The 17,240-nt window shown below is 43.0% G+C and carries 13 protein-coding genes and 1 pseudogene; 6 read left to right on the top strand and 8 right to left on the bottom strand.

Going from position 1 to position 17,240, the window contains the following annotated elements; genetic code table 11:
* Positions 1-4 precede the first annotated feature (4 nt).
* Both cobD and V7K49_RS30220 read left to right on the top strand, forming a co-directional pair.
* Entirely contained in the window at positions 5-1,105 is a 1,101-nt protein-coding gene (gene cobD, locus V7K49_RS30225) for a threonine-phosphate decarboxylase CobD (protein WP_334866373.1), read from the top strand.
* A gap of 284 nt (positions 1,106-1,389) precedes the next feature.
* On the top strand, positions 1,390-2,844 hold the full coding sequence (locus V7K49_RS30220) for a dihydrolipoyl dehydrogenase family protein (protein ID WP_335208924.1): 1,455 nt from the start codon (positions 1,390-1,392) through the stop codon (positions 2,842-2,844).
* A gap of 52 nt (positions 2,845-2,896) precedes the next feature.
* Here V7K49_RS30220 and V7K49_RS30215 read toward each other — a convergent pair.
* Positions 2,897-2,968 (bottom strand): annotated as a pseudogene (locus V7K49_RS30215) (P-loop NTPase); the annotation flags it as partial.
* Between the two features lie 29 nt (positions 2,969-2,997).
* On the opposite strand from V7K49_RS30215, the gene V7K49_RS30210 reads away from it, so the two are divergent.
* A complete protein-coding gene (locus V7K49_RS30210) occupies positions 2,998-3,243 on the top strand; it encodes a hypothetical protein (RefSeq protein ID WP_334866536.1) in 246 nt (81 codons plus the stop codon).
* Positions 3,244-3,402: 159 nt separating this feature from the next.
* Here the strand turns inward: V7K49_RS30210 and V7K49_RS30205 are convergent, their stop codons facing one another.
* The 6 genes from V7K49_RS30205 to V7K49_RS30180 form a co-directional block, all read right to left on the bottom strand.
* Positions 3,403-3,927, bottom strand: coding sequence for a hypothetical protein (locus V7K49_RS30205; protein ID WP_335208923.1), 525 nt, complete (start codon positions 3,925-3,927; stop codon positions 3,403-3,405).
* Positions 3,928-4,063: 136 nt separating this feature from the next.
* Positions 4,064-4,672 (bottom strand): DUF4360 domain-containing protein, encoded by a 609-nt coding sequence (locus tag V7K49_RS30200; protein WP_335208922.1) that lies wholly within the window; start codon positions 4,670-4,672, stop codon positions 4,064-4,066.
* 1,459 nt (positions 4,673-6,131) lie between these two features.
* Positions 6,132-6,842: a diacylglycerol/polyprenol kinase family protein gene (locus tag V7K49_RS30195; protein ID WP_335208921.1), complete on the bottom strand. Its 711-nt coding sequence runs from the start codon at positions 6,840-6,842 to the stop codon at positions 6,132-6,134.
* 57 nt (positions 6,843-6,899) lie between these two features.
* Positions 6,900-8,681 carry a DUF3685 domain-containing protein gene (locus V7K49_RS30190; protein WP_335208919.1) on the bottom strand — a complete coding sequence of 594 codons (1,782 nt, stop codon included), beginning with the start codon at positions 8,679-8,681 and terminating at the stop codon, positions 6,900-6,902.
* Positions 8,682-9,797: 1,116 nt separating this feature from the next.
* Positions 9,798-10,244 carry a Fur family transcriptional regulator gene (locus V7K49_RS30185; protein WP_334866385.1) on the bottom strand — a complete coding sequence of 149 codons (447 nt, stop codon included), beginning with the start codon at positions 10,242-10,244 and terminating at the stop codon, positions 9,798-9,800.
* A 906-nt stretch (positions 10,245-11,150) separates the two neighbouring features.
* Entirely contained in the window at positions 11,151-12,497 is a 1,347-nt protein-coding gene (locus V7K49_RS30180; protein WP_335208918.1) for a glutamate-cysteine ligase family protein, read from the bottom strand.
* A gap of 810 nt (positions 12,498-13,307) precedes the next feature.
* Between V7K49_RS30180 and V7K49_RS30170 the strand changes: the two genes are divergently transcribed.
* Both V7K49_RS30170 and V7K49_RS30165 read left to right on the top strand, forming a co-directional pair.
* Positions 13,308-13,778 carry a CRR6 family NdhI maturation factor gene (locus V7K49_RS30170; protein WP_335023805.1) on the top strand — a complete coding sequence of 157 codons (471 nt, stop codon included), beginning with the start codon at positions 13,308-13,310 and terminating at the stop codon, positions 13,776-13,778.
* Between the two features lie 401 nt (positions 13,779-14,179).
* On the top strand, positions 14,180-15,094 hold the full coding sequence (locus V7K49_RS30165; protein WP_335208917.1) for an aromatic alcohol reductase: 915 nt from the start codon (positions 14,180-14,182) through the stop codon (positions 15,092-15,094).
* A 410-nt stretch (positions 15,095-15,504) separates the two neighbouring features.
* On the opposite strand, the gene V7K49_RS30160 is transcribed toward V7K49_RS30165, so the two are convergent.
* Complete coding sequence (locus tag V7K49_RS30160; protein WP_335208916.1) at positions 15,505-16,464, bottom strand: glycosyltransferase family 9 protein; 960 nt, start codon at positions 16,462-16,464, stop codon at positions 15,505-15,507.
* A 69-nt stretch (positions 16,465-16,533) separates the two neighbouring features.
* Between V7K49_RS30160 and ispD the strand changes: the two genes are divergently transcribed.
* On the top strand, positions 16,534-17,214 hold the full coding sequence (ispD, locus tag V7K49_RS30155) for a 2-C-methyl-D-erythritol 4-phosphate cytidylyltransferase (protein WP_335208915.1): 681 nt from the start codon (positions 16,534-16,536) through the stop codon (positions 17,212-17,214).
* Positions 17,215-17,240 lie beyond the last annotated feature (26 nt).

Raw genomic sequence — 17,240 nt, 5'->3', positions numbered from 1 at the left:
TTTAATGCGGCAACCTGCACACGGGGGAAATTTAGCCTGGGCAGCAGCACTGGCTGGCTGTCCCCCTGACGCTATTCTGGATTTTTCTGCTAGTATCAGCCCGTTGGGGCCTCCAAACAGCGCGATCGCTGCTATCCTGTCCCAAATTGGTAATCTTAAGCACTATCCAGACCCAAACTATAGTGAACTGAGACTAGCTCTCAGTCACTTCCATCAATTGCCACCTGAGTGGATTCTGCCGGGTAACGGCTCCGCAGAATTACTCACTTTGATCGGTAGGGAATTAGCTCAATTAGCCGCGACAACTTTAATAACTCCAGCCTTTGGCGACTACTACCGAACTCTGAGGGCGTACAACGCTAAAGTGCTGGAGTGTCCTTTGTCATTAGTCATTGGTCATTCGTCATTGATTGTTGACAAGGGACAAACACAGAAGTCTGAGTGTCGACTTCCAGCACTCAGAACTTCCCGGACTTTGGATAAAGGACTACTCCTGAATAATCCCCACAACCCAACCGGAAAACTATTTTCGCGGGACTCTATTTTGCCCTACCTGGAGCAATTTGCTTTGGTTGTGGTGGATGAAGCATTTATGGATTTTGTGCCGCCCAATGAGGAACAAAGCCTGATTCCGGTGGTGCAGGAATATGCAAATTTAGTAGTATTGCGATCGCTGACCAAATTTTACAGTCTCCCAGGACTGCGATTGGGATATGCGATCGCACACCCCGACTGGCTGGCTAAATGGCAGCTATGGCGTGACCCCTGGCCCGTAAATACGCTAGCGGCAGCGGCAGCAATTGCAGCCCTCCAGGATACGGAGTTTCAAGAGCAAACCTGGGCATGGCTATCACCTGCACGAAACCAACTCTTTCAGGGTTTAGCTGAAATTCCAGGATTGCAACCCCAAGCAAGTGCTGCTAACTTTTTACTAGTTGAGTCCCAACAGTCTACTTCGCAGTTACAGCAACAATTACTCCAGCATCACCAAATTTTAATCCGCGATTGCCTTAGTTTTAAAGAACTAGGCGATCGCTTTTTCCGGGTTGCTGTACGTGAAGAGTCCGATAACCAACGCTTACTAACAGCGCTAAAAGAGAGTTAGGAGTTATAAGTTATAAGTTATGAGTTATGAGTTTATAGCGAGCGATCGTTTGTATGCAATCCATTCTGACCTCACTTCCATTCCTCTCTCCTAAAACGAGAAAGGCTTTGAATCTTACTCCCCTTCCCTGCAAGGGTTGGGGCTGGGGGTTAGGTCTATATTGAACTCAACCCAGAAGCCCTATAAAAAGGGTTTTAATTCCTAACTCCTAACTCCTGTACAGACGCGATTAATCGCGTCTCTACTCCTAACTCCTAATTCCTAACTCCTAACTTTAAATTCGCGTGACCGTTGACTACGATGTTGTAATTATTGGTGGCAGTCTTGCTGGATACTACGCTGCCCTTACTGCCATCCAACTACGTGCTACAGTTGCCCTGGTGGAACCTAAAGTAGACTACGGGTTTACTGATCACCATGCTCTTACCGAAATCGGTAAACTGGCGCAGAAGTTGAATGATGCCGCTAGTTTTGGTATTCATGCCACACACACTGATACCTCAGAAGAATGCCACATATCTATGGCATGGCAAGAGGCGATGCTGTATGCTCAATGCGTCGCCTCAAATCTCAAAGAACAGCATTCTCCAGGCATCCTAGCTGCGCTGGGGGTAGATGTCATCGTTGGTAGTGGTCAATTTCAATCTTCACCCCAACTCGCTTTTGCTGTTAACAATCGCCTACTACGTGCCCGTACCTATTTGCTGGCCAGTGGTTCGCGTCCAGAAATTCCAGAGATTGAAGGATTGCAAGCCACTGGCTACTTTACCCTATCTAATATTTGGCAATCCTTAAAAGGAGCGACATTACCCAAAAATTGGGTAATTATTGGCGGGATTCCCCAAAGCATTGAAATCGCTCAAACTTTAGCGCGGTTTGGTTGCAGTGTGACGCTGGTAGTCAAGCATCCCTATGTTCTACCCCATCTTGACCCTGAGATAGCCATACTGCTTCAGGCACAGTTGGAAGTTGAAGGTGTATGCGTCCTCACTGATAAACCAGTAACTCAGGTGAGGCTAATTGAGGATAAAAAGTGGATTCAAGCAGGAGATAAAGCCATTGAAACTGATGAAATTCTAGTGGCGACTGGACAACAGCCGAATTTTGAATCCCTAAATTTGGCAACGGTAGGCGTAAAATGGCATCGGCGTAGCTTAGTAGTGAATGATAAACTACAAACTACTAACCACCGCATTTACGCTTGTGGTGATGTAATTGGTGGTTACGACTTTGCCAATATCGCTAATTATGAAGCAAAAATTGCCCTGAACAATGCACTCTTTTTCCCCAGGTTAAAAGTAAATTATCACTCCATTCCTTGGGCAATGTTTTCTGTACCAATGGTGGCGCAAGTGGGTTTGACAGAGGCGCAGGCAAAACGCCAATTTGGTCGAGATAAAGTCTTAGTTTTGCGACAGTATTTTAAAACAGTGGCAGCAGCCCAACTTAGGGACGAAACCACTGGCATGTATAAATTAATTGTGCTACGCAACGGTGAAATTTTGGGAGCTTCGATATTGGGGACAGAAGCTGGAGAGTTGATTAATTTGATTGCTTTGGCAATGTCCCAAAAAATTAAAGTCAAAGATTTAGTAAATCTATCTCCCGTCTATCCCAGTTTCTCAGAAATTCTGGAACAAACTGCAAGAGAGTGGAGTAAGCAGAAGTTAAATAGCAATATTGCTTTGCAAGAGTTTTTAGAAGGCTTCTTCCATTTTCGCCGCAATTGGAATTTGTGAGTGGGGTGGGAGTTGTTATTAGAATAACTCCACAAACTGGGGTTTCTTGGATAATTATTATTTGAGCATTACCTCTACCGGGAGGTAAATCTATTAATAAATAATCCAATTCGCCCCATTCCACATCTATTGCTAGGGTTGCAATCACAGTTGGTGCTATACATCACTGTTACTAACCGAAACGATACTATTTCTGGCACTCCAGGTGATGAAGCGATCGCTGGTGATAATAGCAATGATACCATCTCTGGCGGTAAGGGTAATGATATCCTCACAGGTTGCAAAGGTTCAGATCAATTTATCTTTTTCTCTGAGGAAGGTACTGATATTATTACCGACTTCAGCAAGGGTACTGACTTTGCAGTTCTCGCTACCTTTGCCGATATGACAGCACCTTGATTGTAAACGCAACTTCATCAGAATTAAGCTTATTAGACCTCTTGCATAAATACTTAAATTGTCATATTGAGCGGAGCTAAACATCTTGTAATATTCTTCTCTCCACTGGGTTCCGCTCAAAATGACATTCCTGATTTTTTGACTTTTGCAAGAAGTCTATTATTTTTGTTGAAGTGCAAACCTGATATCTGTCAACTCTGATTCTCCTCCGGTCGTTATTAATACTAAATTAATGCCTAAAACACTTCTTTCTTTAGTTGTATAGTTAGTCGGAAGTATTTTATTGGTCAAATCAAACTTCAAAGGACTCCCATATAACGGACTTTGATATAAGAAACGATCTGGTTGATCGCCAATTACAAATGATGAGATAGCTACTTGTGCTGGTGCTTTTTTTACTTCGCCTTTGAAAGCTAAAGGCACGAGCCTAAATTGCTTTGTAGTATTAGAAGTATTAATTCTAATGATACATCTAGCTCTTGACAATTGTGCATTTACAGCTATCTTAGAGCTAAGTTTCAACTCACTTGTTTTCGGCTCGAAATTTATATTACATCCTTTATTAACAGAAAATTGTGGCTGATTTTCTATTGGAATAGCAATGCTATATGAATTGGCATCATAACATAAAAAAAACAAGGGTATTAATACGAAAAAATTACGTGCATCACTTAATCTCAACATAATCTACTCTCCATCTAGATAAATTTGGAATCTTAAAGAAGAATACATTCGGTAGAATCAATAAGTGGGGGATTTAGATCCACCACTCATTGAAGACCACAAAATTGGGAATTTTGTGAGGCGTTTCACGGTCTATTCATCTGCAAGGACTTAGGTCTATACGAAATATCACATCCCCAGCACTGAAATCGGCTGAATCAACAAAAATAGAGCTTCCTGATGAGGATTGTGCAATCACATTAGCACCCAATTGTCCTTGTCCACCACATGAAGCAGATGCAACAAGAATATCATCTTGCTCCTGAAAAAGAAGATCGCTAGATTTAAACACGGTAGTTATAGGGCGAGCCGAGACTATACCACCAAGAGCACCACCATTAAAGATATAGCTTCTGGTTAAGGTTACACCTTTACTCTGTGAATTAACTCCAACACTTCCTTGGTACAGTACCTGTACATCTTGGACTTGGAAACCACTTGGAATTATAGTATCAATACGTAAAATACACTTTTGACGCCCACCTTCGGATGCCTTGAACTTATCCAAGAGGAGCGATAAGCTTCTACCGTCAGATCCAAGAAGCTGATCTGTAACAATACATCCACCAGACGCGATTGCATTTCTAAAAGTAATACTAGGCGGTTTTTGACTAGGCGGTGTTTCAGCCAAAGCCTTGGTGGCAATAACGTTCATTCCCAAAATTGTAGATATAGACAGTAATACACCAAATTGCTTAAAGTTCATATGGATTGTACTCATGCTATTAGAGTTGTTTTTTGATGAAAAATGCATCTTGAAGGCAGGAGGTAAGCTAATCGGCATTCGAGTTGCATAATTAGGGCGGGCAAGATACTCACCCCACAAGATATTGAGAAAATTTAATATGCAAATTAAATGTGTTTTAGCTTAGAAGGCATCCTTGCTCCAATCTCACGCTTAAAAGCATGGGATTGGAGCAAGGATGCCTTGTGTCTGGTGTTACGAATCTCGACACAATTTTGTTATACTAGTGGGCAATGAGCCACAACTGAAATTTCGATTGATACTTCCAGCCTTCTGCCTTCTTGAATTGTGGGAAATCCTTTCAGGTATGCTTTGATAATTTCTGCTCAATTCAGACAGTGAAGCATAACTGTAGGATCACTGAAGTTAGTAGAAAGAATATGCACATCGAGTTGTAACCCATATTCCGCACCCTAAAGTGTCATACTACGAATTTTCAGCTTTTGGGGTTTTGTCAATGCGCGATACCGAACAGCCCGCCCAACTCTTGGAGACGCTGCGCGTAGCTTGCTTCCCCGTAGGGGTACGGCAAAGCTCAGTGAGCACTGTAGGCATCCCAATCCTAATTTGATGCCTTTTGTATGAAATAGAACATCAAATATGAATCAAAAGACGAAAAAACCGATTGTGGCAGTCGGGGTGCGGAATTTGGGTTGTTAGATGCGTTCTTGCTGTATGTCCATGTTGGCAAGATCATATAATCGTCTCAATCAGCAAGTGTGTGTTATTGATCACAGACATATTGTGTTTCTGAACACCGCCAACTTCAAAATAGTAGTATACAAAAAGCAGTGCTCCAAAGTTAGGTGCTAAAAATTAGGGGTAGGTAGTCAGACAGAATTAATTACACAATGTCATTGCGAATGGAGCGTTGGTGCAGCCTCTCCAAGAGTTGGAGTACGCTTCTCTACGAGAAGCTGCGCCAACGAGAGGCAACTCTTAGAGACGCTCTTGCGTTCGCCAACGCTCGAAATGACTGTAAATATTTTTGTCCGACTACTTATAAATCACTGATTTAATAGTGCGATACCGAACAGCCTGCCCAACTCTTGGAGACGCTGCGCGTAGCTTGCTTCCCCGTAGGGGTACGCTCAAGACAAGCCGCTCAGTGTACCGCCGCAGGCATCGCAGTGTAAATAGCTGTTTTTATTGAGAATCTACATAAAGTCTCAAACTTTGACTCCCCACTGATAACTTTCCACTGATTTACCTCACCGCCACCAGCTAATCACAGACTACGGATTTACAGCCAACCGCGAAATTCACAAGTATCATCCAGTTTCCTAAGTATCCACTCCAAACTTTTCGGGGGCTAACTGTGAGGTGGTGTCAATGGCTAGTGTAGTTATATGTATATTATTAGTATTATTAGTGACTTAAATTCCAGCCGGAGACTGGGAACGAGGTAATTGGGAGTGCATTAAAATCCCTGCATCACTACCCACACTACCCCCGCAGCTACCAGAGGCACGCTGAGGTTATCTGTACCGTGGGGTGAGACTGCCTCTGCTAGGGTGGCGAAAGTAGCAGTTATTACCGTAGTGAATAAAGTCCATCCCAAACTAAAATGTCTTGCTAGGGGACTCAGTGACGAACCTGGTAGCAACAACAGCACCAAGAAAATGACCACTGTACTCGCTACAAACATTGCTGCCGAACCTTCCCAGGAACGCACAGAATTTCCAACTTGGTATTTATGCTGCCCGAAGCGCTTACCGATTAATGCTGCTAGTGCATCCCCCCAGGTCATCGCCATTATCCCGGCTACAGCGATTGGAGCGCTATCTACTGGCCCGTCTGGTCGCCACAGTAGCCCGAAAAGCAGTGTCACTGAGATAGCGAAATAAACTGTGCCGGGTGAGCTATCCTGGGTATCCATTGCGCCGATGATTCGGTAGCGGTAAAACAGGTAGTTAAGTCCGATAAAGGTAGCAAAAGGTATAATTCCGATTTCCCAGTGCTTAAACAGCAGCAGGACGCCAAAGACCCACATCCCTGCACCAATATGGATCACTTTGCGAGTCAAATCCGGCTTCACAGCAAACAGCCTACGCAGTCCCTCGCCAATCACAAGCAGACTAATCGCGTAAACATAAGAAATTGCTAGCCCGATAAAATCATTGTTAGTCATTTGTCATTTGTCATAGGGCATTAATCAATTATCAATAGTACTTCTTCCCCTGCTTCTTCATTTAGACCGATCGCTATTTCGTTTAAAGTTCTTTTCTACTAACGAAACACTACCAATACCTTGAAGAATACCACGACCGATTAAACCTAAACCTTGACCAATTACTTGGGTGAGGATGAAGACTATACCACTACCTAAAAAAGCTAATAGTGATTTTAAACGCGGTGCGATCGCATCACTAAATTCTAGGAGTAACGTCACTACTAAAGGAATATTAGAAAGTTTTACTAACTCCTGATTTCGAGGAGCATAAACTGAAGTATTGGCAATGCCGCGAGGGGCAATTACAAATAGCTCATATCGACTTTCAAAAACTGCTTTTGGATCATTTATATAATTAGTTAAACGATATTTCCACGATAAATCATTTCTAAATCGTTCAATCTCTCGTGTGGAAATTAATTGGCGCCCATAAAATTTTTTCTTAATGGCTTCTACATCTGCTAAAGAGTTTAACAGTGGTTGCACTACCCCATTCGCTACCTGAATCAACAAGTTCTCTAAAATCATTAATGCTTGGGACTTGGCTTCAGCGCTCACTACTGGATAGGAGGTATTATCAATGTTTAATTCTGTTTGAAATAGTAGATAAGAATAAAACTCACAAGTTAGAGGAATTCTATTGAGAATATCTGTTTGCACAACCTCTGTATTTTGGAGCAAAAATTTAACAATTTCTATATTTTTATTTCCTAATTTTATCCGAGAAAATTTCCCAAAAAACTCTGTAATTGTTACTTGCCATAAATCACGTAATAGGATAAATTTTACCTCATATAATTGATTTATCTCTATTTGCGAAGCCCGCAGTTCATCCAACTGTTCAGCCAATTTTTGCAGGATAAGATAAAGTAATTCCCGTTTTTTATCTTCACGAAAGATGTCAATTTCTAAAGGGATATCTGTGACATTTCGTAAAGATAATTGAAGTTTTGTAACGCAAGATGCAAACAACTCAGATTGTAGTGTTCCCGGACTAAGTAAAGGTGACACAGTTTGCCTTTGTTGAATGGCACTACTCAATGAAGGAACCAGAGGCGGCTGATCAGCAACGGTGATATGTTCGTCTTGCCTTTCTTGTGATGAAACCAACAACCGATTTATTAACCAACGAGCCGCTAGCAGTTCTCGCCGCTGTCCAGCCAGAATTGCTCGATCTAGTACTGGTAGTCCGGGAACTTGTAATTGTGCTGTTACTGCGGCTAGGGTAGCGTCAATGTAAGCAATTCCTGACAAACGTAAATTATTTCGCAGTCTAAAAAAGGGAAGTGGGGAGTGGGGAACTCGCGGCCCTCTCTGGGGATTAGGGGCAATGAGGAGTGAGGAATTAGGAGTGATTATTGCTTCCTTGTCCTGAAACCAATAGGAACCACCATCTGCAACTTCTTGCATGGCGGCGACTAACTCAGGAAGTGGTGTGCCTTTGGGGCAGTAGCCATTAATACCAACGGATTTCGCAGCCAATAGTAGTCCTTGTTCTTGAACAGAACTGAGGAGCAAAATTGGCAGGTTGGGATATAAGGCTCTGAGTTGCCGACAGAATTGTAAACCTAGCTGCTGACTGGTGGTGGAGCGACCATTACCGAATTCCAAAACCACCAAATTTACCTGGTTAGGGTCCTGTTGGGCAATTTCTGCTAAAATTTGCAAGGCAGCAGTATCAGTTTCTACCACTCCTGTAACTTGCAGGTTAGTGATTGCTTCCAGAGCTACCCCTAATCCCAAACGAAAAATTGGGTCTTGGTCGATTAACAATAATTTTAGAGGGCGATCGCTCATAGTCTACTCAATTACCCAATCACTGTTTTTTACCAATCAGAAAACAGCTTTGATACAAAACTTTGTCTTCCCCATTGTTACCTGTTTTCGCAATCAATCAAATCAGAGGATTTTCAGCGGGGCGATCGCTCAAAATTTCTTTACATTCTGAAAACACACAGGCTTATTTGCCAGCCAATCGAAGTTAAGAGAATTATCTGCCCTTGTCCATCAACCCCTAATGCTGCATTTGTTGGGCGTTTTGTACTGCGACGGACTGCAAGATTATGAACTATTGCAGTTAGCTGCTAATACTTAAAAGTCTTATCTGTTATGGGAAATTTATCATCGCCTGAGTCAATGGTTGTTAGGCTATCCGCTAATTGGTGGGATCAAGACGATGCTACTGCGCTCAGGATCGGCTCATATCCACCGGACTCTAGAAGCGCTAACGCTAACGCTCGCAATGACTGTAAATATTTTTGTCCGACTACTTATTACCCCCCTTTCCTGATCGGGAAGGGGCTGTTCTTGTTAGGTCTGTATTCTATGCAATTGAGAACCGCTATAAGACTTTGCCAGGATTGTACTTTAAATTTCGGGATTTAGAAAACAATTTTCAGCAGACAAACTTATCGAATGTGGAGTTAATCAGGGCAAATTTAGCTAAACCAAACTTACAATAGGTAAACCTCATAGGGACAAATCTTAATAAGAGCGAATCTCACCAACGCCTGCTTATTTGATACCATCCTCGCTGAGACTGACAAAAAATTGGCCATCGATGATGATGCTTTGTTCTCCAAAGACTCCTTTCAAAGATTGAAATATTTGCGTAGTTTACCGCCGCAGGCATCGCAATAGCCCTTCTTAAACACTGTAAAAATTACGACAAACACAGATAATAATTGGAACAAATTCCCTATGAGCAGACTAATTGAAAGCTGCGAAGGCACAATTATTACCAGTAGATTTAGATGATCATGCCGATGATCACGAGACAGTTTTTAGCAATAACCCCATTGATGAGACTAATGGTTATTAGGTTTTATTAGCTAGGAAAGCTAGAATCCAGACTTTTAACTCCTAACTCCTGTACAGACGCGATTAATCGCGTCTCTCACTTCCTAACTCTCATCAGCTTTCTTGCGGGTTGCGGTAGCCAAAAAAGTTAATACTGTACTCAGTAATCCGTACTCCTGTTTGTTCTTCAATTTTGCGGATAAAATCTTCTGGCAGTTCCACATGAACATCAAGAATTTGATTTGTATCTATACAGTTGACATGACTGTGAGAGTCACTGATATTACCGTATAAACGCCCATCACAGCGTTCAATACACTCAATGATGCTCTGACTAGATAATGCTTCTAAATTTTGATAAACAGACGTATGACCGATTTCTTTACCTTGTTGGTTCAAGCGATCGTAAATCTCTCTAGCAGAAAGATGTTCATTTGCTTGCCAAAGTAATTCCAGAATAAAGCGACGCTGACGACTAACGCGCATACCCAGGATTTGACACTGCTCAAGGGCATCTTCTAAGGAACGAATTGGTTTTGTCGGAATTGTTTGTTTTTGCATATTACAGCTTGTGAACTGTTAAGGGAATTTTCCCATTTCAACGTTTATTGGTTATTTAATATATGCAATGATATTGCACAACGTTTTTTTACCTGTACTTGTGTTTTGGCTTTTGATGCTGCGGAAGTGACAGGTGGTGATAATGATTTTTTTGGTTGTTGACGGCTACTTTGTCAGACCTTTATCTAAAACAAACTCATTACAACTTTAACTTAAAATTGCTGTAAATGTCCACCTTGGGGCAGGCGTTGCCTTTTTTAAGTAGGCTAATTCTAATCAGATACTATGTTAATGGTGTAGCAATTTTTATTTAAATATAAGTAATTATTGTAATTATAAAAGTAATATTTAAGTGTAGCCAAATCCGCTATACGTGAATTGCGTAGGCGTAGCCCGCCGCAGGCATCGCCAGCGGTTCATATCAAGGCTTGCAACTAGATGTATATTTGTTGTAACGAGCGAAAACTAAGCAAAAGTATCAAATAAGTTTGAGAAGGTTAGACTTGTGTATAAACCTTGTATAGGTCAGCAAAAAAGTTTCATACCAATTCGCTATAAAAATGCACTTAATATCTATTAAACGAACCGCCTCTTTGGGTGACGCTCGATAACTCGCCCTAAGCGTACCCCTGCGGGGAAGCAAGCTACGCGTAGCGTCTCTAAGAGTTGCCATGCCGCAGGCTTTACGCTGCGTTAACAGTCGCCTACAGCGCTGATTTACCAAGTACGCCAAGGGATAAAGAGTAAGTATTAAGGGACTTCCAAGGAATAAATTACTCAGTAAAAATCAAAAGCCTAAATTTCAACAATAATGATAATCATTTTAAGGGGGTAAGAGATAGTTGCCAACGCCAACAACCTCTTACCCCCTCAAGTATTTATGAAAAACTTTGCACTCTGTTTCGATTAATGCTGCTGTAGTAACAATCCTTCATCAGCATCCAACGCTGCTAGGGGATTTTCTGTGTCTATCCATGAAACCTGTGCTTCTAGCTTGTCACAACATTCACGCACTAAACGCAAACCGTCATCTAATGGAAGTTGAGCAGTTGTTGGGGTAAACTCTTGCAATATCCCAGCTTCTATCGTCTGATAGTGATCGAGGTGTTTGCTCAATTTCGCCAGAAAATTTGCTCCTTCGCCACCCGCAGCGCTCGCAAACTGCAAAATTGAATCGACATAAGCCTTAACTTTGGGGTTTTTAACTCCCTCTGTAGCTGAGGTATAGAGCAATTCACCTGATAGATATTCAAAATCTGGTACATATAGGCGATCGCCAACTACTTCAAATCTCTGCATTTCTTTCGCTGGTCTAACTGTTAACTTCTCACGCCTGACTCGCTCAGCCGCCTTCTCAAGCAGTGTAATTACAGTTAAAATCATTAAGGGATAGTTGCTATCTATACATCTGATTTCCACTGTGCCGAGATTGTTGAGTCTAACTGGATTCCAAGCTGACTTGAGTAAGCTGACTCCTGCTTCTTTGAACAGGTTCGGTTCAATTCCAGCTTTTTCCATCGCTTGCAACCAAGTATAATAACGAGCAAATTGCTGTTCGACTAAACCCTCCACACTCAATGCATAAGGCATGAGTCCACCGACTGGCTGTAAATCAGTGTAAACTCCTTCCCAGCCAAAGGTTTCACTACCTCGATAACGAGTTGTGTGCGCGGCTAGTCCGATCGCCTGTCCTTCATAAAAGGGACACGCCCGCGTCAGAGAAATGAGTGCTGAGTCGCAAGCTGTAGCTAAATTATAGATATTTAGTAGTTCTTCTCGGTCTGTTGATGTCGAGTTGTAGGATACTGCAACACCAGGGTCAATTACCCCAGGCGGGACTTCCAAATGCAGGTGTGTACCTGTACATTTGCCGGCGTGTAAAAATTTCTCATAGCCGACAGTCCGCGCTTGGATATGGTAATTAGGCTGATCGCGCATAACGGGTGTAATGTGCAAAGGGTAGCTAGACAGAGGGTAAAGGCGTAAACCCATCTGTTGTGCCGCAGAAAGCGCCAATTTGAGATTTTTGAGATAAACTCTTCCTAGTTCTGTACCAGTGTCGGCAGGAGGTGTGTTAATTTCTACCATGCTTTTGACGAACTCTGGCACAAAGTACTTTGGGTTTAAACCTTGTGTTTGCGCCATTAAGTGACAACCTTCCAAAAACTCATCGGCGCGCTCGCTCAGATAACCAGTCTCATCTACCAGAAAAAATTCTTGCTCAAGACCAATACGACGCTTTAATACATTCATCTAGACCTACCTCCACAAGAGCATAATATTTTACCTGCTGTCATCACGGCTCATTAAGTGTTTCTACCTCTTCTAATTCCCCGTCTATACATCCCAATTCGGATTTTGAAAGCTAAATCTCCTAAACTACCCAAGGTGCTAACAGTTAGTTGGGCGCTTGGTTGCTGTCGCTCGTCTTGAAGGCTACCTAGAACATCGAAGCAAAACATCAACTGGTATCCAGGTCTTGTGGCGAGGCTGGTTAAAATTGCACGCCTTCACTTGATTGTCCAGGTTTTACACGTTGCCGCGTGACAGTGAACGTCTGCACTATCGAGGGATAATCTTTGAGTGGATTTGCCTTTAGTGAGAACGTCCTCAGTGTCACTGTTTCTTTCACTATCCCATTTTCCGGATCAAATATCGCACGAAAATCGCTTCTGCTAATTGTGCCGGGTAATGTCGCTGTTGGGTAATTGAAGTCCTGTCCCGTGGAAGTAATCTCTTTGTCTGAGGTAGACTTCCAACTGCCCTGCGTATTACTAAACGGTGGGATATTGGGAACACCACTTTGGATTGAGGCAGTAGCAACTTTGTTACCATCACATTGAACGTTGTAAGCCCACCAAAGGAACCGAAGTTAGCAGAGATTGTCGTGAGGTACGTGCCTGTCACCAATTGGCGACAATCCGTTATGGACTCAGCTTCAATCTTTGTAGCGGATTCATAAAGTCAAAGTGAGTGAAGGTCAATCTAGCGTCAATCCCTGAAAGCTGCTACTGTAGATTGTCGATCCTACAGTTGAGCATCAAGAAAGTGGCTGCTGAATTAATGACAATCGCGATCGCACTCAATAATGACTTCATTAACAATCTGGATCTGTCGCCTGCGTCAACGGTGATTGAACAACTGCTGCAAGCTGGGGTAGCATCCCATGAACAGCAGCTACGTTTTGATATCAATTACGATCTCGAACCTGGCGATCCACGGGAACTCTCAGAAATTCCAGAGGTGCGGCTATGGTTTGTGCGCCTAGATGCCAAATACCCCTGGTTAGCATTTTTACTAGATTGGAAAGCTGGAGAGTTTGTTCGTTATGCTGCCATGCTTGTACCACACCAGTTCAGTTCTCAAGAAGGTATTCAGTACAATCCTGAAGCCTTAGAAATATTTTTGATGCATAAAATCTTTATTTTAGGTGATTGGCTCAAACAACAGGGCATCCCCAGCCTATCGCGGCTGAAGTCTATGGCCCAAATGCTGGGTTATGAATTAGATGATGCTTTTTTTGAGATATTTTAAATCGCTAAATTGCTAAGTACAGCATTTCATTAATTCGTAGCGAATTAAATTTAGCAATATTCTGCAATACCAATGCATCGGCTTGCTTTGTTAATGCGTTGGCTTGCTTTGTTAATGCGTCGGCTTGCTTTGTTAATGCGTCGGCTTACATTGTTAATGCGTCGGCTTACATTGTTAATGCGTCGGCTTACATTGTTAATGCGTCGGCTTGCTTTGTTAATGCGTTGGCTTGCTTTGTTAATGCATCTCCATACAATGCCAATGTATTCCCTTAGAATGTTAATGCGTTCTCCTGCATTAAAAACGCTACGTTTTTACGCAAAACTGTACTAAGTGCAACAACTACTGTATTTAAATCGTGAATTGCTTGAGATAAAACGTTAGCCTCGTATTCATTAATCATGACCTCCATCCTCGTCCTCGGCGCAGGCGAACTTGGCCTCTCTATGCTGCACAATCTCGCACGACTCGCCCCAACAGACACAACCATCACCGTTCTCCTCCGCCAAAGCACAATAAACTTTCCCAGCACACCGACAAAGCAGACCGAATTAGACAAACTGAAAGCTCTAGGCATCAGGTTTCTCCCTGGAGATGTTGTTAACAGCTCTAGTTCCGACCTATCTGCCCTTTTCAGACCCTATCATACTGTCATTAGTTGTGTGGGCTTTGTAGCCGGAAGTAGTATCCAACTAAAAATCGCCCATGCAGTCCTAGATGCGGGCGTGGCGAGGTATTTACCGTGGCAATTTGGGGTGGATTATGATGTTATTGGCCGAGGTTCAGCCCAAGAACTATTCGACGTGCAATTAGACGTACGAGATTTATTGCGAGGCCAAAGCAAAACGGAATGGGTGATAGTGTCTACGGGGATGTTCACGAGTTTTCTCTTTGAGAGATTCTTTGGGGTTGTTGATTTAGATGAATCCGTTGTGCGAGCGCTAGGAAGCTGGGAGACGGCTGTAACAGTGACAACACCGGAGGATATAGGGGCACTGACAGCGGAAATTGTCTTTATGGAGAATCCGAGGTTCAGGAATGAGGTAGTGTTTACGGCTGGGGATACAGTGACGTATGCGCGGGTGGCGGATATTGTGGAGAGCGTTCTGGGTAGGGAGGTGAGGAGGGAAAAGTGGAGTGTGGAGTTTTTAAAGAGGGAGTTGGCGAAAGATCCAGAGAATTCGCTCAAGAAGTATAGGGTCGTGTTTGCAGAAGGGAGGGGTGTGAGTTGGGATTTGGAGAAAAGCTTTAATTGGAAAGATGGGAAGGAGGTTGTGGATGTTGAGAGGTGGTTAAGGGAGAATTTGAAGAGATGAGTGCATGGTTACAGCCAAATCCGATAATTTACGTGATGCTATAGAAACCGTTCTCAAGCAAGCAGCGTCCTAACTAATATGGCTACAGCTATAAAATCTAAAATCTAAAATCTAAAATTGGCACAGTCAACTTTGATTTGATAAATTCGTAGTTTGCGCTGTCTTCGCTAAGGCGCAAACTACGAACAATCCTTAACCATCAATTATTTCTTTATAAACTACTAATGGCACATGGATTTAGTCCTCTCCGGCATAAATGCAGAGAAAAATCTAGTTTTCTAGCGTATTTTTTAATACTGAATGACCGCAAAATCTAGCCGTAATGTCCAGGTTTTGCGGTCATTTAATAAACGCATAACTACATTGGATATCCAATAGACTGATTGCAGAAATTGGGACAAACTGCTGGTTTAGCCACCCCAAATTTTCTCCAAAACTGCGTTTGGTGAAACATCCGCCGTTTTTCCCGTGGGGGATTCAATGGCCAGGAATTTATCGTTTTTCGGCAACAACTTAGCTGGATCGCTGGGTCCAAATAGGGCGATAGTATAGGTTTGGACTGCAACGCTCAGTTGTAGTGCCGCACTATCAGTAGACAACATCAAATTAGCCCCGGAAATTATAGCAGTTAACTTGCCAATATCATCTGGGGCAGTCACCTTGATATCTGGAGAAGACTCCAGAAGCGATCGCATAAACTGCTGATCATCAAGTCCCTTAATCACCACCACAGGCAGATCCGGCTGCTTATGTTGGAAGGCTTGAATAATTTGATGCCACTTCTCAACAGGGTAGATTTTATCCGGTTCTTTAGCCTGGGATAACTGGCCAGAACCGCCATGAATCAAGATATAGCCTGTTTCATGCACCCCTAAGCGTTTTTGTTCCTTTTGTGCCCACTCAATATCTGGTTTTGGCACATTTACTGCTAACTCTGGGACAGGGCTATTTATTTCCAATGGTTGGAGCAAATCATGATATAATGCCGCCGCATACTGGGATGGTTTGAATGGCACAGTGTGGCTCAGAAAAACCGAACCTTTGCCTTGGTAGCCAATGCGTATGGGAATTCCTGTCAACCAGAGCAAAAGACCCAGCAACCAACTTTGCTTCACAGCAATGACAACATCGTATTCGCGATCGCGAATTATACCTACCAGGTTACCCCAATCTGCCAGACTGTTACGGTCTTGAAAATCAAAGTTCAGCACCTCGTGAACTGACTTGCTCACTCGGTAGGCAGCCTTTGACCGGGGTTCAACAACGACATCTATCTGAGCGTTAGGGTAATGGCGCTTCAGGTCATCTAGAGTCGGAAAGAAGAGAATTTGGTCGCCAATTCCGCCAGGTACAAGGGCTACTACTCGCATAATATTTATTGACGCTTACTCGCTCCCTATTTTAGGGGAAAATATATAGCTTAAAGATTGAGGAATTCTGTGTATTTACTAATTCCAGCTGCGGGAATCGGAAAAAGAATGGGGAGTAACCGCAATAAACTCCTACTGAAACTGCGATCGCAACCAATTATTGCTTGGACTCTATTAGCCGCAGAAGCCGCAAGTACAATCAATTGGATCGGGATTATTTCCCAGCCTGCTGACTGGTCTGACTTTAAAACAATTATCGCCGATCTGAAGCTGACTAAACCAGTGCAATTGATCCAAGGTGGCTCCACCCGCCAAGAATCTGTTTACAATGGCTTGCAGTCCCTCCCAGTAGCCGCAGAACAAGTGTTGATTCATGATGGGGCCAGATGCCTTGTCACTTCAGATTTATTTAACTCTTGTGCCGAGGCGATTCGCCACTGTCCCGGTTTAATTGCTGGTGTACCCGTCAAAGACACCATCAAAATTGTCGAACAAGGCATAATTCAAGAAACACCCGACAGACGACAATTGTGGGCGGCACAAACTCCCCAAGGATTTGATGTCAAGTTGTTGAAACAGTGCCATGCTGAAGGTGTCCGTCAAGGTTGGGAAGTAACTGACGATGCCGCTTTGTTTGAAAGGTGCGGTATTGAAGTCCGAATTGTCGAGGGAGAGGAGACAAATTTAAAAGTGACCACTCGACAAGATTTAGCGATCGCAGAATTTATTCTCACAAGTAGAGGCTTTTGATCAAAATGAAGAGGTAGAGGGGAAAC

It is taken from the genome of Nostoc sp. (assembly GCF_036919675.1).
Lineage (GTDB): Bacteria > Cyanobacteriota > Cyanobacteriia > Cyanobacteriales > Nostocaceae > Nostoc.
The sequence above is the reverse complement of the archived record's forward strand: the minus strand, read 5'-3'. Positions and strand labels throughout refer to the sequence as shown.